This window comes from Gulosibacter massiliensis (assembly GCF_900626105.1).
Lineage (GTDB): Bacteria > Actinomycetota > Actinomycetes > Actinomycetales > Microbacteriaceae > Gulosibacter > Gulosibacter sediminis.
The window spans coordinates 95,911-114,292 of sequence record NZ_UYZX01000001.1 but is presented as its reverse complement, the minus strand read 5'-3'; the positions used below and the strand labels follow the sequence as shown (position 1 = coordinate 114,292).

Annotated in this window: 17 protein-coding genes; 3 read left to right on the top strand and 14 right to left on the bottom strand. The window is 66.3% G+C overall.

What is annotated here, in order from left to right; all coding sequences use genetic code 11:
* Positions 1-29: 29 nt before the first annotated feature.
* The 5 genes from EJL01_RS00525 to ctaE form a co-directional block, all read right to left on the bottom strand.
* On the bottom strand, positions 30-1,244 hold the full coding sequence (locus EJL01_RS00525) for a thiolase family protein (protein ID WP_125105787.1): 1,215 nt from the start codon (positions 1,242-1,244) through the stop codon (positions 30-32).
* Positions 1,245-1,391: 147 nt separating this feature from the next.
* Positions 1,392-2,999 carry a cytochrome bc1 complex cytochrome b subunit gene (qcrB, locus tag EJL01_RS00520; RefSeq protein WP_125105786.1) on the bottom strand — a complete coding sequence of 536 codons (1,608 nt, stop codon included), beginning with the start codon at positions 2,997-2,999 and terminating at the stop codon, positions 1,392-1,394.
* On the bottom strand, positions 2,983-4,062 hold the full coding sequence (gene qcrA / locus EJL01_RS00515) for a cytochrome bc1 complex Rieske iron-sulfur subunit (protein WP_125105785.1): 1,080 nt from the start codon (positions 4,060-4,062) through the stop codon (positions 2,983-2,985). The genes qcrB and qcrA overlap by 17 nt, the downstream gene beginning before the upstream one ends.
* A gap of 51 nt (positions 4,063-4,113) precedes the next feature.
* Positions 4,114-4,953, bottom strand: a complete 840-nt coding sequence (gene qcrC / locus EJL01_RS00510; protein WP_125105784.1) for a cytochrome bc1 complex diheme cytochrome c subunit — start codon at positions 4,951-4,953, stop codon at positions 4,114-4,116.
* A 24-nt stretch (positions 4,954-4,977) separates the two neighbouring features.
* Complete coding sequence (gene ctaE / locus EJL01_RS00505; protein WP_125105783.1) at positions 4,978-5,661, bottom strand: aa3-type cytochrome oxidase subunit III; 684 nt, start codon at positions 5,659-5,661, stop codon at positions 4,978-4,980.
* Between the two features lie 25 nt (positions 5,662-5,686).
* On the opposite strand from ctaE, the gene trpD reads away from it, so the two are divergent.
* From trpD to EJL01_RS00490, 3 genes are read left to right on the top strand one after another with little or no spacing between them, the layout of a single operon-like run.
* Complete coding sequence (trpD, locus tag EJL01_RS00500; protein WP_125105782.1) at positions 5,687-6,757, top strand: anthranilate phosphoribosyltransferase; 1,071 nt, start codon at positions 5,687-5,689, stop codon at positions 6,755-6,757.
* Between the two features lie 52 nt (positions 6,758-6,809).
* On the top strand, positions 6,810-7,070 hold the full coding sequence (locus EJL01_RS00495; RefSeq protein WP_193127766.1) for an HPr family phosphocarrier protein: 261 nt from the start codon (positions 6,810-6,812) through the stop codon (positions 7,068-7,070).
* Positions 7,071-7,073: 3 nt separating this feature from the next.
* Complete coding sequence (locus EJL01_RS00490; protein WP_125105781.1) at positions 7,074-7,610, top strand: hypothetical protein; 537 nt, start codon at positions 7,074-7,076, stop codon at positions 7,608-7,610.
* Between the two features lie 12 nt (positions 7,611-7,622).
* On the opposite strand, the gene EJL01_RS00485 is transcribed toward EJL01_RS00490, so the two are convergent.
* The 9 genes from EJL01_RS00485 to EJL01_RS00445 all read right to left on the bottom strand — a co-directional run bounded on the left by EJL01_RS00485 (position 7,623) and on the right by EJL01_RS00445 (position 18,281).
* Positions 7,623-8,741, bottom strand: a complete 1,119-nt coding sequence (locus EJL01_RS00485) for a winged helix DNA-binding domain-containing protein (RefSeq protein WP_125105780.1) — start codon at positions 8,739-8,741, stop codon at positions 7,623-7,625.
* A 78-nt stretch (positions 8,742-8,819) separates the two neighbouring features.
* Positions 8,820-9,239 (bottom strand): aa3-type cytochrome oxidase subunit IV, encoded by a 420-nt coding sequence (gene ctaF / locus EJL01_RS00480; RefSeq protein ID WP_125105779.1) that lies wholly within the window; start codon positions 9,237-9,239, stop codon positions 8,820-8,822.
* A 6-nt stretch (positions 9,240-9,245) separates the two neighbouring features.
* Positions 9,246-10,970 (bottom strand): aa3-type cytochrome oxidase subunit I, encoded by a 1,725-nt coding sequence (ctaD, locus tag EJL01_RS00475; RefSeq protein ID WP_125105778.1) that lies wholly within the window; start codon positions 10,968-10,970, stop codon positions 9,246-9,248.
* Between the two features lie 18 nt (positions 10,971-10,988).
* Positions 10,989-11,906, bottom strand: a complete 918-nt coding sequence (gene ctaC, locus EJL01_RS00470) for an aa3-type cytochrome oxidase subunit II (protein WP_241209062.1) — start codon at positions 11,904-11,906, stop codon at positions 10,989-10,991.
* Positions 11,907-12,055: 149 nt separating this feature from the next.
* Complete coding sequence (gene erpA, locus EJL01_RS00465) at positions 12,056-12,421, bottom strand: iron-sulfur cluster insertion protein ErpA (RefSeq protein ID WP_125105776.1); 366 nt, start codon at positions 12,419-12,421, stop codon at positions 12,056-12,058.
* A 71-nt stretch (positions 12,422-12,492) separates the two neighbouring features.
* A complete protein-coding gene (locus EJL01_RS00460; RefSeq protein ID WP_125105775.1) occupies positions 12,493-13,923 on the bottom strand; it encodes a dipeptidase in 1,431 nt (476 codons plus the stop codon).
* A gap of 22 nt (positions 13,924-13,945) precedes the next feature.
* The gene (locus EJL01_RS00455; protein WP_125105774.1) at positions 13,946-15,985 is read right to left on the bottom strand and encodes an FAD/NAD(P)-binding protein; all 2,040 of its coding nucleotides are present in this window, start codon (positions 15,983-15,985) and stop codon (positions 13,946-13,948) included.
* Entirely contained in the window at positions 15,982-17,304 is a 1,323-nt protein-coding gene (locus tag EJL01_RS00450; protein WP_125105773.1) for an LLM class flavin-dependent oxidoreductase, read from the bottom strand. The genes EJL01_RS00455 and EJL01_RS00450 overlap by 4 nt, the downstream gene beginning before the upstream one ends.
* Positions 17,301-18,281: an LLM class flavin-dependent oxidoreductase gene (locus EJL01_RS00445; RefSeq protein WP_125105772.1), complete on the bottom strand. Its 981-nt coding sequence runs from the start codon at positions 18,279-18,281 to the stop codon at positions 17,301-17,303. The genes EJL01_RS00450 and EJL01_RS00445 overlap by 4 nt, the downstream gene beginning before the upstream one ends.
* Positions 18,282-18,382 lie beyond the last annotated feature (101 nt).

The window sequence follows — 18,382 nt, the reverse complement described above, 5'->3', positions numbered from 1 at the left end:
AGGTGCTCCAGTTCTTCGATAGCGGGCGGCTACGGGCGCTCGAGCAGCACGGCGGTGCCCTGGCCAACGCCGATGCACATCGTGGCGAGGCCGCGGTCGGCCCCCTCCTGCTCCATGCGGTTCATGAGGGTCACGGTGATGCGGGCACCGGAGGAACCGAGCGGGTGACCGAGCGCGATCGCGCCACCGTTGCGATTCACCCGGCCTTGGTCGGCACCGAGTTCGCGCAGCGTGGCGAGCGATTGCGTCGCGAACGCCTCGTTGAGCTCGATCGCGCCCACCGAGTCGAGCGACCACCCAGCGCGGTCGAGGGCCTTGCGCGTCGCAGGCACCGGGCCGACTCCCATGATCTCGGGCGCTACACCGGCCGAGCCAGAGCCCGCAATGCGGGCGCGAGGCGTGAGACCGAAGCGCTCGATCGCGCGGTCGGAGGCAATCACGAGCGCGGAGGCGCCATCATTGAGCGACGAAGAATTGCCGGCGGTGACCACGCCGCCTGGCCTCACCACCGGGCGAAGCCGGCTGAGGACCTCCAGCGTCGTGCCCGCGCGCGGCCCCTCGTCGGTGTCGACGACCGTCACGTTGCCCTTGCGGTCGCGCACCTCGACAGGCACGATCTCATTGTCGAAGCGGCCAGCTTCGATCGCCGCGAAGGCGTTCTCGTGCGAGCGCACCGCGAAGGCATCGGCGTCCTCGCGGCTGATGCCGAAGACCTCGGCGACTTCCTCGCCGGTCTCGGGCATCGAGAAGGTCATCTTGCCGTCGCGGGCGAGCTCGCCGTCGACGAAGCGGGGGTTCGGGAAGCGCCAGCCGATCGACGTGTCGTAGCTCTGGCCGGGCTTCGCCCAGGCGCTCCCCGGCTTTTCGACCACCCATGGCGCGCGCGTCATCGACTCAACGCCGCCCACGACGACGAGGTCAGCGTCGCCCGAGCGCACCATCTGTGACGCCGTAACAATCGAAGTCATGCCGGATGCGCAGAGCCGGTTGATCGTGAACCCCGGCACCTCCTGTGGCAGCCCCGCCAGCAGCCACGCCATGCGGGCGACGTTGCGGTTCTCCTCGCCAGCACCGTTCGCATTGCCGAACACGACCTCGTCGACCGCGGCGGCATCGATGCCACTGCGGCGCACGACCTCGCCGATCACGAGTGCGGCCAGGTCGTCGGAACGGACCGAAGCGAGTGCCCCGCCGTAGCGCCCCACGGGGGTGCGGACGCCATCGATGATGTATGCCTCAGCCACTTGGCCAACTCCTTTGTTCACACACGTGCGGACTTCGCGGTTCACTTTACTGTATACGCCCTGCAGTATTTCGAGAGCGGCGAAACTCACGCGAAAACGAGGGCGGGCCCGAAGCAATTGCTTCGGGCCCGCCCTCGTTCTGCGGCGTTAGTGCAGTTCACCGTGGTGGTGTTTGCTTGCCTCGATCTCAGCCTTCGTGACCGGCTCGATGCGGTCGGCGAAGAACCAGCGCGACAGGCGCGCACGCAGCTTGCCCTGCTTCTTGCCATTTGCATCCGTGTAGGGCTGCACCGGCACGAAGTTGTCGTACTGCAGCTCGAACTGCTCGTCGTCAGTGAGGGGCACGTGGACTTCCTGGAACTCACCGTGCGGCAGGCGCACGACGCGGCCCGACTCGTGGCCGTGCAGCGCGAGGTTGCGGTCGGCCTTCTGCAGCGCGATACACGCGCGGTGCACGACGAAGTAGACGATGAACGTTCCGATGATCAACCAGAACTGTAGGAAGTGGATGACGTGCTCCATCGCCATGTGGAAGTGCGTGGCGATGAGGTCGGACGACGCGGCCGCCCACATTGTGGCGTAGAAGCTGATCCACGCGGCGCCGAGCGCGGTGCGGAACGGCACGTTGCGCGGTCGGTCGAGCAGGTGGTGCTCGCGCTTGTCACCCGTGATCCACGACTCGATGAACGGGTACACGAACAGGCCGATGACGAACAGACCCATGAACGCGAACGGGATGAGGATCGCGAACGTGATCGTGTAGCTCGTGCCGATCGGAACCTCGAGGCCCGGCGGGATCAGTCGCAGCATGCCGTCACCGAAGCCGATGTACCAGTCAGGCTGCGTACCTGCCGAAACCGGCGACGGGTCGTACGGGCCATAGTTCCAAATCGGGTTGATCTGGAACGTCGACGCGATGAAGAAGATGAGGCCGAGCACGAGGAACATGAAGCCAACGGCCTTGCCCGCGAACACCGGGAGTACCGGGTTGCCGACGACGTTGCCCTCGGTCTTACCGGGGCCAGGCCACTGCGTGTGCTTGTTCACGACCATGAGCAGCAGGTGCAGCACGAGGAACACGATGAGCAAGGCCGGCAGCAGCATGATGTGCAGTGAGTAGAGGCGGCCGACGATCGCGTCACCAGGGAACTCGCCGCCGAACAGCCAGAAGGAGATCCAGGTGCCGAGCACTGGAACGCCCTTAATCATGCCGTCGACGATGCGAAGACCGTTACCCGAGAGCAGGTCGTCAGGCAGCGAGTAGCCCGAGAAGCCCTCGAGCATCGCGATGACCCAGAGCACGAGGCCGATGACCCAGTTGAGTTCACGCGGCTTGCGGAACGCACCGGTGAAGTAGATGCGGGCCATGTGCAGCATGATCGACGCCACGAACAGCAGCGCCGCCCAGTGGTGCACCTGGCGCATGAGCAGACCACCGCGGACATCAAACGAGATGTCGAGCGTCGACGCCATGGCTGCCGACATACCCATGCCCTGCAGCGGCACGTACGAGCCTTCGTACTCGACGTGCGCCATCGACGGGTCGAAGAAGAAGGTGAGAAACGTGCCCGAGAGGAGGATCGCGATAAAGCTGTAGAGCGCGACCTCACCGAGCATGAACGACCAGTGGTCGGGGAAGATCTTGCGGCCGAGCTCCTTCACGGCGCCCGAGACGCTCGTGCGCTCGTCGAACCAGACGGCCGCCTTCGCGACCGCGCCGGTCTCGGCGGCAGGTGCCTTAAACGTTGTAGTCATGGCGACGCTCCCAGAAGGTCGGGCCGACAGGCTCGTGGAAGTCACTCTGAGCGACCAGGTAACCCTCGCTGTCAACGGTGATGGGCAGCTGCGGCAACGGACGGCCCGCCGGGCCGAAGATGACGCGGCAGTGGTCAGTCACATCGAACTGCGACTGGTGGCAGGGGCACAGCAGGTGGTGGGTCTGCTGCTCGTAGAGCGCGACCGGGCAACCGACGTGAGTACAGACCTTCGAGTACGCGACGATGCCGTGGTACGACCAGTCCTTGCGGTCCTCGGCCTCGTTGAGGCTTTCCTCGGGCAGACGCATGAGCAACACGACGGCCTTTGCCTTCTCGTTGAGCATGCCGTGCTCGACCTCGAGCAGGCCGTCGGGGATCACGTGGAACGCGGACCCGATGGTGACCTCGGACGCCTTGATGGGCGTGCCGGTGGGGTCGCGTACGAGGCGCACGCCGGTGTCCCAGAGCGTTTCGTGCATGAGTTCAACGGGCTTCGGGTTGTTCGCGTTGTAGAAGTCGCGCAGCATCACGATGCCGGGCAGCGGCAGCGCGAGCACCGAGGTGATGAGCGAGTTGCGTAGCAGCTTGCGACGACTGAAGCCCGACTCCTCATCGGCTTGCTTGAAGATCTCGGCAACGCGCTTCTTGGTCGCCGGCGAGCCCCCCGTCTTGTGACGGGCCTCGACCATCTCCTCGTCCTTCATCAGGTACTTCGACCACGCGACCGCGCCGAAGCCGATCGAGAGCATGCCGAAGGCAATGCCGAGGCCGACGAACATGTTGTTCCAGCGAACGCTCGTGATGTCTTCACGGTCGATCGGCCAGATGAAGTAGGCGAGCACCGCAAAAATCGTGGACGCGAGAGAGATCCAGAACAGCAGCGTGATGACGCGCGCCGTGTTCTTTTCCTTAGCGGAATCCGTGTCGGTCACCTTGTGGTGATGCGCCGGCAGACCCGGATTCTCGAGCGGCTCGGCGGGCTCTACGAGCGTGCCAGAGCTGACCTCACGGTCCGACGAATTGGCGGTGCGAAGCTCGCCGCCGTGTTCGTCTTCAGCCATGGTGATGCCTTTCTGGAGTGTGGAGGAGTAAAAACGTGACGAATCGAACGGCTAGTTAGGCCGCGAAGTGATCCAGATGGCAAAGCCGGTGGCAGCACCGAGGCCGAAGATCCAGATGAACAGACCCTCCGCGACGGGGCCGATCGACCCGAGGTTGTAGCCGCCGACCATCGAGGTGTTCTGCGTCATCCACTGAATCGAGGTGATGATGTCGGCCTTGTCCTGCGGCGTGAGGTTCGTGTCGCTGAAGACCGGCATGTTCTGCGGGCCTGTGACCATGGCCTCGTAGATGTGCTCGGGCGCGACCGTCTGCAGCTCGGGAGCGAACTTGCCCTCGGTGAGCGCACCGCCGGCAGCGGCGACGTTGTGGCACATGGCGCAGTTGATGCGGAAGAGTTCTGCACCGCGGGCGGCGTCGCCGTCACCCTGCAGGTACTCGTCGTCCGGAATCGCGGGGCCGGGGGCGAGCGATGCGACGTAGGCCGCGAGCTGCGCAGTCGCTTCGTCGGTGAACTGCACGGGCTTGGCGGGCGCCTGCGGCGCGTTGTTCTGCATCGGCATGCGGCCGGTGCCGACCTGGAAGTCGACGGCGGCGGCGCCGACACCGATCAAGCTCGGGCCTTCGGTGGTGCCAACCGCGTTCATACCGTGGCAGGTGGCGCAGTTCGAGTTGAACAGCGTCTCGCCGGCCTCGATGGTCTGCGCGCTGTTCATGTCGACCTCGCTGCCACCCTCGGCAGCGTTGGCCACGACGGTGTCAATGGCACCGTAGGCGCCACCCGTCAGCAGCAGGCCGATTCCCAGCAGGGCCGCGGTCGCGAGCGGGCTGCGACGTGCGCGCCCTCGTGACTTCCGCTTCGCGGCCGAGCGGTTCGTTGTGGTGAGAGACATGAGCGAACTTTCTCCTCGGCTCGGCTACTGAATGAACGGCAGGATGTAGATGACGAAGAACAGGCCCACCCAGACGACATCAACGAAGTGCCAGTAGTAGGAGATCGCCATGGCGCTCTGCATCTCGCGCTTGCCCATCTTGCGGACGGCGTAGAGGCGCACGATCACGATGAGGAAGGCAAGAATGCCGCCCGTCACGTGCAGACCGTGGAAGCCCGTGGCCATGAAGAAGGCACTCGTGTACGAGTTCAGGTTGAGCACGTAGCCCTCGCTGACCAGCGTGGCGTACTCGAAGACCTGACCCGCGATGAATATCGAACCGAGGATCGCGCTGAGGTAGAACCACTCAATGGTGGCCCAGCGACCGCCGTTGTCCTTGCGGCTGCGACGGCCAGCCTCAGCGTGCGAAACGCCGATCTGGCACGTGAACGAGCTCGAGATGAGGACGATCGTGTTGCCAACGGCGAAGGGGATGTTCAGCATGGCGTGCCCGGCATCGAACTGCGCCGGGGCCATGGCCTGAAGCGTGAAGAAGATGGCGAACAGGCCAGCGAAGAACATTACTTCGGAGCCAAGCCAGACGATCGTGCCAATCGCCACAGTATTGGGGCGATGGACCCGCGGTGCAGTCGGAGTGGGAGATGCAGAAGTCACATGACCATTATGACCGATTTCCCAGGTTCGCAAAGTTGACAGGCGGGGCGGCATTTCTTCGCCCGCTACTCTTTTTGTTATGACTTCGCTGCAAACATGGCCCGAAATGCTTGATTCCCTGCTTCGCGGCGAGGACCTCTCAGTTCGCCAGGCAACCTGGGCCATGGAAGAAGTCATGGCTGGCAACGTCACCGACGCTCGACTTGCCGCATGGCTCATCGCGCTGCGGGCCAAGGGCGAGACCGTCGAAGAGGTCATTGGCTTCCGGGATGCCATTCTCGCGAAGGCCGTGCCCACCAAGCTCCCCGCCTGGGGCGTCGACATTGTCGGCACCGGCGGCGACATGATCGGCACCGTCAACGTCTCGACGATGTCGTCGTTCGTGATCGCTGCCACCGGCACCCCTGTGCTCAAGCATGGCGGCCGCGCCGCCTCGGCGAAGTCAGGCGCCTCTGACGTGCTCACTGCGCTCGGCGCCGTGCACAGCACCGACGCCGAGGCCCTCGAGCAGATCTTCGCCGAGACGGGCCAGGCATTTCTCTACGCCTCACTGTTCCACCCGGGCTTCGGCTACGCGGGCAAGGTGCGCAAGGAGCTCGGTGTTCCGACCGTGTTCAACTCGCTCGGCCCGCTCTCGAACCCGACGCGAGCCGAGGCATCCGCCGTCGGCGTCGCCCGCCGCGAATCGATCCCCGTGATCGTCGGCGTGTTTCGCACGCGTGGCGCCGCCGCGCTCGTGTTCCGTGGCGACGACGGCCTCGACGAGCTCACCGTGACCGGCTACTCGCACATCTGGGAGGTCTCGGGCGGCGACGTCGCCGAGCATGACCTGCACCCCCGCGATGTGGGCCTCGGCACCTACGACCTCGAGGAGCTGCTCGGTGGCACGCCCGAGTTGAACGCCGAGATCGCCCGCGAGACGCTGCGCGGCGACCGCGCTGGCGCCGTGCGCGACATCGTGCTGCTCAACTCGGCTGGTGGTCTCGTCGCGTTCGACCTCGCCAAGTCGCCCGAGTCGATCGAGCGCCCGATTCGGGATCGCCTCGCCGAAAAGATCGAGGTCGCGGCAGCGGCGATCGACAGCGGCAAGGCCATCGAACAGCTTGACCAATTCGTGGCCGCATCCCAGAAGTTCAACACCGAAGTTTGAGTACGGTAGAAGCCGTCCGCAGCACGCCAGTGCATCACCGCGAGGAGTAACTATGTCCGATCAGATCAGCCGCAGCGTCACCCTGAACAACGAAACCGGGCTGCACGCCCGCCCCGCCTCGGAATTCGTCAAGGAGGCCTCGAAGTACGACGCGAAGGTCACCGTCAACGGCGTTGACGCGAAGAGCCTCCTCGGCATCATGGCCATGGGCGCCACCAAGGGCACCGAGCTCGCCCTCGTCGCCGAGGGCCCCGAGGCCGAGGCCGCCGTGAATGGTCTCGTCGCGCTCGTTGAGTCGAACTTCGGCGAATAGTCGATGCCGCGAAACACCCCGGCGGGGGGCGCCGCAGCGCACGACGACGATGTTCGCGTGTTCGCCTCGGCGATTCGTGGCCCGGTGCGCCCGACGGCGGTTGCAATCGGTGTCACCACCTTCCTCGCCTGGGGTGTTTCGTTTTTCCTCTTTCATTACGCCACCGAGACCGGCCGACAGAATCTCGCCGCCAGCGGTTTCCCGGCGCTCTTCGGCAGCTGGCTCATCGTCAGCGCGCTCGTGTCGGTCGGCTACGCGCTCGGCTATGTCGTGATGCGTTCGTTCGTGCCCGGCACGAAGGACTTCACCGAGGCGCGCGTGGCCCGCCTCTCGGCTGGCGACGCCGCCGCCGCGATGGCCGGCGGGTACGTCGTCGGGTTCATCCCCATGACTCTGACCGGCGACGTGCTGACGCTGCTCGCCTGGACTGCCATCGTCGGCATCCTCTTCAGCTTCGTCGCGATCCACCCCGGCAACGTCCGGCGCTTCCGCGACGCCGTGACCGCGGGCGAGATCGTGCGCGACCACTACGGCGACTAGCGCGGCTGAGCGCTACTCCCCCGCCGCATCCGGCTCTGGATGCGGATAGCTCGCGAACGCGCGCGCGAACTCGGCCCGCGCCGCCTCCGACACCGACTCGGCGAACGATTCGAGCAAGAACTCGCGGCCCGCCGCCCGCTGCTTCGCGCTCCAGGTGCCGAGAATCGCGCCGCGGCGGACCGCCGAGGGGCGAAAGACGCCGTTGTTGCCCGGCACGAGTCGGGCGTGGTGCTCCGCTGGCACGATGTAGTGGCGGTCGGGATACCCGAGTACCAATTCGTCGAACGGGGGCAGCAGGCGGCCAACGGCGAGCGTCTCGGCGCCGATTCGCTCGCGCTCCTCGCGCAGGCCGGCGCGACCCCACCGGGTCTCGCCCTCGAGCTCGCCGTACGCTTCGAGCTCGGAGGTGGCCTCGGCCTCGGCGGCCCGGATGCGCCCAAGCGGCAGCTTCGTCCACCACGCGAAGTCGCGCAGCGTCGCCGGACCATGCCCGGTGAGGTACGCCCGAAGCCAGTGCCCGAGCGCGGCACGCTCGTCGCTGTTGAAACGCGCCTCGAGGGACGAACTGCCCGGCAGCCACTCGTGCGCGTCGACGAGCAGGTGGTCGCTGCCCCGCAGCGGCCCGTACGCGACGTCGCCCCGGGCCATGAGTGTGAACACGAGGTGGTAGAGCCGGCCGGAATCGGTCGGGATGTCGTTGGCCTCCCACGCCTCGCCGAGGGCTGCCCTGGTGATGGCTCGGTCGGGCGACGCCGCGATCGCCGCCCGGGCGAGCTCGGCCGCCTGCGGCACCAACTCATCGAGCCCGTGCTCGATCCGCCGTCGCCTGGCGGAGGCGAGCTGGCGGGGCCCGGTGAGTGCGAGCTGCCAGGCGAGGTCGTCGGCGGCGACGGCAAACACAGTTCCGCGCATCGGATAGCCGCGCACGATCTCGCCGCGAGCGAAGGCCGACACAACGTCGGCGCGCGCCCCGCTCGTCGTGCGGAGTGCCAGGGAAGCAATGACACCGCCGAGGTGCTGGCCCTGGGACGCCGAGAGGTGTGCCGCGGCGGCGGCCGGAGTCGCGAAGGGAGCCGTGACGAACCCTTGGGCAATCATGCGCAGCTCGACGAGTTCGTTCGCGGTGACCATCACCCAATTATCGAGCATCCGCCTGAACCGAACGAAGCCCTGCAACCGTGAGATTGCAGGGCTCCGTTCAGCGAATCGCTAGTGCGCGTACTTGCCGCGGTAGAACTCGAACATCCAGCCGAGCAGACCGACGACCCCGATCGGGGCAAACCAGAAGACCGGCCACCAGCCGAAGCAGATCGACGCGAACACGGCAGCGATGGCCGCGGCAAGGATCACGGGCCACATGGAGTGGGGGGCGAACACGCCCAGCTCGGGGTCAGCCTCGCTGATTTCGGCCTCCTCGCGGTCCTCCGGCAGGAGGTTACGAGCGAATGGCTTGTTCTCGAGACCCATGTACCACGCGATGAACGCGGAGAAGAGGCTCATGAGTGCGAAGGCGACGATACCGACCCACTCAGCTTCCTTCTCGATAACCGCGGTCCACACGGTGTAACCGACGAACACTGCGAAGTAGAAGGCGGTGAGGCCCCACAGAATATTGCGTGTGGTTTTCATCTTGGACTAGTGCGCCTTTCCGCTCGCAACGGTGTCGGACTCCAGGTGGGCACCCGGCGCCGCGTACTCGGGGTGGTTGAGGTCGAACGCCGGACGCTCCGAACGGATGCGCGGGATCTCCGTGAAGTTGTGGCGCGGCGGCGGGCAGCTGGTCGCCCACTCGAGCGAGCCGCCGTAGCCCCACGGGTCGTTGACCGTGACCTTCTTGCCGTTGCGGTGCGTCAGGTACACGTTGAGGAAGAACGGGATCATCGAGATCGCGAGCACGATGGCGCCGATGGTCGAGACCTGGTTGGCCCACGTGAAGTTGTCCTCGGCCTGGTAGGTGTAGTAGCGACGGGGCATGCCGAGGACGCCGAGCCAGTGCTGCACGAGGAATGTGAGGTGGAAGCCGACGAACAGCAGCCAGAAGTGAACCTTGCCGAGGCCCTCGTTGAGCATCTTACCCGTCCACTTCGGCCACCAGAAGTAGAAGCCCGCGAACATCGCGAACACGACGGTACCGAAGATGACGTAGTGGAAGTGCGCGACCACGAAGTAGGTATCGGAGATCGGGAAGTCGAGCATTGGCGACGCCAGGATAACGCCGGTGAGACCACCAAAGAGGAAGGTGACGAGAAAGCCGAGCGACCAGAGCATCGGTGTCTCGAACGTGATCGAACCGCGCCACATGGTGCCGAGCCAGTTGAAGATCTTCACACCCGTTGGCACAGCAATGAGCATGGTCATCAGCGAGAAGAACGGCAGGAGTACCGAACCAGTGACGTACATGTGGTGCGCCCACACCGAAGCCGACAGCGCGGCGATCGAAATGGTAGCGAGCACGAGCGTCTTGTAACCGAAGATCGGCTTGCGGCTGAACACCGGGAAGATTTCGGAGACGATACCGAAGAACGGCAGCGCAATGACGTACACCTCTGGGTGGCCGAAGAACCAGAACAGGTGCTGGTAGAGGATCGCACCGCCCGCATCCACGTCGTAGATATGGGTACCAAATACGCGGTCCATCAGCACGCCGAACCAGGCAACGGTGAGCACCGGGAAGGCGAACAGGATGAGGATCGAGGTGATGAGGGTGTTCCAAGTGAAGATCGGCATGCGCCACATGGTCATACCCGGCGCGCGCATCGTGACGATCGTCGTGATGAAGTTCACGGCACCAAAGATGGTGCCGTACCCCGTCAGGGCTAGGCCTGCGAGCCAGAGGCTGCCACCGACGCTCGGCGAGAACGTCGTCAGCGAAAGGGGCGTGTAGGCGGTCCAACCGAAGGCGGCCGCACCACCCGGGGTGAGGAAGCCCATCACGGCAGTGATCGCGCCGAAGGAGTAGAGCCAGTACGCGAAGGCGTTCAGGCGAGGGAAGGCAACGTCGGCCGTTCCGATCTGCAGCGGCAGCAGCACGTTGGCGAATCCCGAGAACAGCGGGGTCGCGAACATCAGCAGCATGATCGTGCCGTGCATCGTGAAGAGCTGGTTGTACTGATCCTTCGTCGCGATCATCTCCATGCCGGGGGCAAAGAGCTGCCCGCGGATGAGGAGCGCCATCACGCCACCAATGCAGAACCACACGACCGATGAGACCAGGTACATGTACCCGATCTTTTTGTGGTCGGTGGTGGTGAGGAGATCGATGATCAAATTGCCCTTGTTGCCCACCTTGCTCGGCGTCAGATCGGGCTCTGCGGCCTGCGGCGACTGCGCTGCCGCGGGTCTGTTCTGCGTAGTAGTCATTTCACCCTGCCCTAGAGATTATTCAGCTTCGTCGTGCTCGATGACCGGAACCTTGGTGCCAGGGTTCTGGTTGTTGCGGTTGGCCTCGTCGCCGACGGCACCGGTGTTGCCTTCGTCGCGCAGCGACTGGATGTACTCGTTGTACTCGGCCTGAGAGACGACCTCCACCTTGAAGAGCATCATCGAGTGGTACTCACCGCACAGCTCGGCACACTTACCGATGTACGTGCCTTCGCGCTCCGCAACCATCGAGAAGTGGTTGGTCTTGCCCGGGATCGTGTCTTCCTTGTAGTGGAACTCCGGCACCCAGAAGGAGTGCGCAACGTCTCGGGACTTGAGGTCAATCGTCACCTGCGCGCCAACCGGCAGGTAGAGCGTGGGAAGCTCGTCCTCGTTGATCTCGCCGGTCGTGTCGCCATTCTCGTCGCGTACCTCTTCGGCCTGAACGCCCTGGTAGTAGACGTTGCCGTCGTACTCCGAACCATCAACGGGCAGGTAGTTGAAGTCCCACGCCCACTGCTTGCCGTACACCTCAATGTGTACGTCCATCTCACCCTCGGTGTAGACCTCTTCGGCGATGGCCTGGTCACGCGCGGTGAATGCGAAGAAGCCGGCAACCAAGATCACCGGCACGATCGTGAAGAGCATCTCGATCGGCATGTGATAGCGGATCTGTCGCGGCATGCCTGTGTCGTTCTTGCGGCGGCGGTAGACGACGGTCGCCCAGATGATGAGTCCCCAGACAAACACACCGAGGACAAGCAGCACGATCCACGAGTTCACCCAGAACGTCGAGACCATGTCGCCCAAGTCGCTTGTGCCAACTTCGCCGGGCATGAAGCCATTGAGCTCCTGGGCAGTACATCCGGCCAGCGTCACCGAGGCGAGGGCAGCAAGCGCCAGTGATGCCGCGATTTTCCGGTGGTTCTTCCGCACGTTGGACCTTTCGAGAAGATGCATACAGACAACTCTCAGTGTAGACCCTTCGCAACGGGCGGGCGGCCAGACACGGGTCCGCCACGGAAACGAACGGCGGGCCCGCACCGGTATCAGTACGGACCCGCCGTGCGCGGTTCTCAAGAGACTCAGTGGAACGAGTCACCACAGGCGCAGCTGCCGCCCGCGTTCGGGTTGTCGATCGCGAACCCCTGCTTTTCGATCGTGTCGGCGAAGTCGATCGACGCGCCATCGAGGTAGGGCGCGCTCATTTCGTCGACGATGAGTTCGACGCCGTCGAAGTCGACCGACGCATCGTTCGCCATCTCGCGCTCGTCAAAGTAAAGCTGGTAAATCAGCCCCGAGCATCCGCCCGGCTGCACCGCAACGCGCAGACGCAGGTCATCACGACCCTCCTGCGTGAGCAGCGACTTCACCTTGTCGGCGGCCGCCTGCGTGAGCGTCACGCCGTGCGTGTTTTCGGTGATGGTGATGCCATCGAGTACCTGTGTCATGTCTTCTCCTGCCCTCGCCGCGCCGTCACAGCGCCAGCGCTCTGACGTTCAGAACGTCGCTTCGAAAAATTCTATTCCCGTTCGGCCGATCCGTCACGAAGCGGCGGATTCTCGGCGAGGTCGGCAAGGAACCACGCCTCGGTGAGGATCGCGCGGTGCAGCACGCCGAGATGCTGCGACTCGTTGGGCGAGTGCGCCCGGGTTGCTGGGTCCTCGACACCCGTCACGAGGATCTGCGACGCCGGGAAGCGGTCGACCAGGTCGGCGATGAACGGGATCGACCCACCGATGCCCGAGAGCTGCGCGTCCGCGCCCCAGCATTCGGCCATCGCCGCGCGCATCCGCTCGACGCCATCGCCGTCGACGTCGACGAGGAACGGCCGGCCGGTATTCAGCGAATCGAACTCGAGCTCGGCACCGAACGGCGCATTCGCCCGCAGGTGTGACTGCAGCGCCTCGGCCGCGGCCTCGGCGTCCGTGCCCGGAGCGATGCGAGCCGAGATACGCACGCGCACCTCGGGGATGAGCGTGTTCGAGGCGTTCGCGACGTCGGGCGCGTCGATGCCGGTGACGGTGACCGACGGCTGGTACCAGGTGCGCGCGAGCACGGGGCCGCTGCCGAGCAACTCACCGCCGATGACGCCCGCCTCCTCAACGAGCTGCGACGCCGGCATCTCTGGCACCTGCGCGTCGTGGCTATCGAGACCTTCGACCGCGACCGAGCCGTCGGCGTTCCAGAGGGTGTCGAGCAAACGCACTGCCGCGAGCATCGCATCCGGTGCCGCGCCGCCGAACATGCCTGAGTGCGAGGCGTGACGCAGCGTGCGCACCGTGAGGTTGAAGGTGACATTGCCGCGCAGCGCGACGGTGAGCGATGGCACGTCGATTGCCGCGTTATCGCTGTCGGCGACGATGATGTAATCGGCGCCGAGCGCCTCGCGATGGGCATCGAGGAACTTCGTGAAGCTGCCCGAGCCGTTTTCCTCTTCGCCCTCGACGAAGATCGAAACGCCGAGCGGGAAGCGCTCGCCGTCGGCCTCCCAGAGGTCGTGCAATGTCTCGAGCGCGGCAACGTGCAGCAGCACGCCGGCCTTGTCGTCGCTGGCGCCGCGGCCGTAGAGCCGCTCCCCCACAAGCGTCGGCTCGTAGGCCGGGGTGTCCCAGAGCTCGTCGCGTCCGGGCGGCTGCACGTCGTGGTGGGCGTAGAGCAGCACGGTCGGCCAGCCCTCGCTCGCTTCGCGGCGAGCGATCACGCCCGGCTGCCCAGGCGTCTCGTCGTCGATGTCGTACTGGTGGATGCCCACCTCGTCGAACATGCCGGTACCCGCGAACAGCTCGCGCACGCGTTCGGCGCTCGCGCTCACGTGCTCGCGGTCGAACGCATCCCACGAAACCGAGGGGATGCGCACAAGGCGAGCGAGGCGGTCAATGGTGTTCGGCATACCGAGCTGCACGCGGTCGCGCAGCTGCTCGGCAAGTTCGGCTGGATCGAATTTGCTCATGCCGACCAGCCTAGGCCGTGCGCTAGCGCGTCGACTCGGTGTCGGGCTGGAAGTACGCGGCCCCGTCGAAGATCTGCTCAAGCTCGGTGTCGGAGGCGCCCGTGTGCACGGTCGAGTGGTCACCCGCGCCGCGAATCTCGACGAGCTCGCCAAGAATCGCCCGCGCGACCCGATCCCAGATACGGAACGAGAGCGCGTTCGTGTGCGGTCGCGCGAACGCGCCGCCCTGCGGCGTGCTCGTGCCGGGCCCCACTGCGTAGCGGCGGGGATGCACGCCACCGCCGGCGCGGATCAGCCGGCCGTCGCTGAGTCGCACGTCGACGTAGCCACTTGGCGTCGAGCCGACGACCTGCTCGCGGCCCGCACCGGAGTCGATGAGATCGCGCAGCACCGCGGAATCGGTAGTGCGGATGCTCGGGTCGGGCAGCCACGCGTCGATGAGCGTGTCGCTGCGGCGTTCGCCGGGCAGGCTCGGGCTCGTGGCCACGAACTGCCCCGTCTCACCGTCGGCGCGCACGTGCACGTCGGCACCGGCGAATTCGATCACGCCCGCCTCGCTCAGCGCGATGAGCTGCTCGATGCGCTCGCCGGGAGGGCCCGAGGCGATGTAGCTAAAGAACTTGTACCAGCGGCGCTGGAAGTCGTTGAGGTACGACTCGGGCTGCCAGTTGCGCGCCGTCGCGAGCTCGGCCACGGCGAGGTAGATCCGGAAGAGTGCCACGAACAGGCCGGTGTTTTCCGAGTAGCGGTGGTCGGTGCGGCGCAGCAGGTCGTTGCGCATGTGCTCGCGCACGCGCGCCTGCAGCTCGTCGGCGCTCTCGAAGCGTTCGCCAGCGAGTGGCCGGTCGAGCGCATCCACGTCGAGCCGGTCGGCAGCATCCGGCACCGCGCGCTCGACGAGCGCCCGGTAGTCCTCGCCGTGGAGGTCGAGTGTCTCGAGCCCCTCGAGGAACTCCGACCACGGCAGCGAGACGCGGCGGGGCGAGCCCGTGAACAGTTCGAGGTAGTACCCGTGGTGGAGCTCACGTTCGATGTGCGGCCAGAGGTCACGGTAGAACTGCAGTTCGGCGACCGAGTCGGCGAGTTGCTGCGCGATCTCGGGCGTGAAGAAGCGCGGCTCGTAGTGGCTGCCGCGCAGCGGGGCGGCGACCTTCGAGCGATAGGGCACGCCGCGACGCGAGCTCAGCAGCAGTTTCGGCTCGCGACCGCTTGGAACATACTGCAGCTCGCCGCGGTCGCGCACGAACTCGCCGCCACGGCCAAGGGTGAGCATGACGACGAGATCGATGGCAGCGAGGCCGAGTCCGCGCACGAGCACCTCGTCGCCGGGCGCAATGTCGCCGTAGTCGAGGTCGGCGGTGAACGCCGGCGCGTAGTACCGCGCCTGCTTCGCCTGCGCGAAGTCGGTGAAAAACTTCGCCTCACCGCTCACGTGCGAGCCAAGGTGGCCGAAGGTGTAGATGACGAGATCGGTCGTGAGTTCGTCGCCCGAGTCGAGTTCGACGACCTGCGCGCCGGTCTCGGTGTCGCTCACGCTGACCACGGCCGCTCGGTGCCACATCACCTTCGAGCCGGGCTGCAGGCGGTCGGCGCTGCGCTCGAGGCACCAGGTCATGTAGCGCTCGTGCAGGCGACGCGTTGGGAAGCTCTCGGGCCGCAGTCCGTCGAGCTCTGCCGCGAGCTCCGGGTCACGGTCAACGTCAATGTCGACGTCGGTGATGCGGCGGGTTCGCACGAACTCGGCCCAGGCCGCCAGGTCGGGACCCGGCTCGATCGCTCCGTCGATCGTGCTTGAGTCGTCGGTGAACATCGTCACATCGCCGGCCATCGAGTTGAGCTTGAGCAGCCCCGACTGCTGGTCGCGCCAGATCCGCCCCGCGCCGGGTGGGTAGGGGTCGACGAGGTGGATGATCAGCGGCCGGTCATCGATCTCGGCCTGGTTCGCGGCGATTCGCTCGACGACGCCCGCAGCAGCCGGCCCGGCACCAACGAAGGTGATGCAGCGGGTCGGCTGATGGGCGTCGCGGTCGACGAGACGGATCGCGCGATTGTGTCGGCTCATACTCGTTCCGGGGTCTCCAACGGTACAGAAGGTGCGGCCGCGCTGCCGAGCAGCTCTCGCAGGGTGGGGTTCTCAGGGTATTCGGTACGGTAGGCGCCGCGCTCCTGCAGGATCGGCACGACTCGGTCGACGAACTCAGCGAGGCCGTCGGGCACGATGTCGCCGACGAGGGTGAAGCCGTCGCAGGCGCGCTCGTCGACCCGGCGAATGATCTCGTCGGCGATCTGCTCGGGCGTGCCGATGAGGCTCGGGCGACCGTATCCGCGCACCGCGAGGTCGCGCAGGCTGAGGCCCTCGGCCTCCGACTCGGCGCGCCAGCGGTTCACGAGCGCGGTGCGCTCCTCGACGTCGCCGTAGTGCGGCACACGGCCGGTCGCGTGCGTCGGCGGCACGGGGTCGAAGTCGGGCAGCGGACCGTCGGGGTCGACGCCGCTCAGCTCACGCCCCCAGATCTGTTCCATGAAGTAGATCGCGTTCGGGCCGCTCACCTGCGCGTGCCGAATCGCCTGCGCGTGCTGCTGTGCCTCGGCCTCGGTGTCGCCGATCGCGAGCGTGATCGCCGGCAGAATCTTGAGGTCTTCGGCGCCCCGGCCGAAGTGCTCGAGTCGCTCGTCGAGGTCGGTGCGGAACTTCTGGCCCTCGGCGAATTCACCGAACATCGAGAACACGACGTCAACGTTGCGGGCCGCGATGTCGCGCCCCTCGCCCGAGGCGCCCGCCTGCACCAACAGCGGTCGGCCCTGCGGGCTCGCGGGGAGCGTCTGCGTCGCGGTGGCCTGGAAGTACCGGCTGTCGAGCGTCGTGGTCTCGCCGAGCTCGGTCTCCCAGAGCTGCTCGAGCGCGCTAATCATTTCCTGCGCGCGCAGATAGCGCTCGGGGTATGGCAGGTGATCGCCCTTGCGGAAGTTCGCTCCGGTGAAGGCGTTGGTCGTCGTGACGACGTTCCAGCCCGCGCGGCCGTTCGACAGCACGTCGAGGCTGCGCAGCTGGCGCGCGAGGTCGACGGGTTCGTTGTACGTGGTGGTCAGCGTGCCGACGAGGCCGATGTGCTTCGTCACAGCGGCGAGCGCCGCGAGGATCGAAACCGTGTTCGGGCGGCCGAGCACGTCGAGGTCGAGGATCTCGCCGTTGCGCTCGCGCAGACGCAAACCCTCGGCGAGGAAGATGTAGTCCATGACGCCGCGCTCGGCGATTTCCGCGAAGCGACGGAACGACTCGAACTCGATCTGGCTGCCCGCATTCGGGTCGCTCCAGATGGTCTGCTGGTTGACGCCCGGGAAGTGTGCGGCGAAGTGAATCTGACGGTGCTGCTCGCTCATGCGGAGACCTCCTGGGTGCTGGCAGTGACGGCGGCCGCGTTCGCGGTGAACGGCGGGGTTGTCACGAAACGGTTGGCGGCGGGCGCGAGTCCGAGCCGCTCGCGCAGGGTGGCGCCCTCGGCGGGCTCGACCCCGGCGTCGCGCAGCTTCGGCAGTACCTCCGAGATGAACGCCTCGGTGTCGCGGTCAGTCACGAGGGGGCGCACGCGGATGCCGTCGATGCCGGCGTCGCGCAGTTCGAGGATGCGTGCGGCCACCTCATCGGCGGTGCCGGCAATCAGCGCGGCGTCGCTGGCGAGCTCACCGCCCGCGGCCTCAAGCTCGGCGAGGCGAGCCGCCGCGTCATCGGCGATGAGGATCTTGTAGTCGACCCAGACCTTGAGCGGGCTGCCCTGCCGGTCGACGGCGCTCGCGCCCTCGGCGAGCGACGCGAGAATCTCCTCGAGCGTGCCCTCGGTCTCGGGCGTGATGAGCACGACGTCGGCGGTCACCGCGGCGAAGCGGTACGGCGTGTGCGTGTGCGCGAGCGAGAACACCGGCGGCTGCCCCTGCGGCGGGCGCGGCGTAATCGACGCGCCGAACACCGAGAAGTGCTCGCCCGTGAACTCGGGGTTGTGGATGCGCTCGCGGTCGATGAAGCGGCTCGTCGCGAGGTCGCGGATCTCCGCGTCGTCCTCCCACGAGTCCCAGAGCAGACGCACGACCTCGGCGAACTCGACGCCCTCGTTGAAGCGATCGGCGATGAGTCGCTCGAATTCCTGAGCAGGCAGCGCGCGGGCCTCGCGGATGTTGCCGAGTGTGTCCTCTCGACCGACCGCGGCGCTCTCGTCCGCGAAGCCACCGGTGCGCAGCCGCACGGCGGCGCGCCCCCCCCGACGTGTAGTCGAGCGTTGCCACGGCGGTCGCGGTGTGGAACGGCTCGAGCAGCGAAGTCGTCGCGGCCGGCACGAGGCCGATGCGCGTCGTCTGCGGCGCAAGCCAGTTCGTCAGTATGAACGAGTCGAAACTCGCCGAGGTGCCGAGCGGCGCCAGCGAGTCTTCGATGGTGAGCACGTCGATGCCGGCCTCGTCGGCGCGC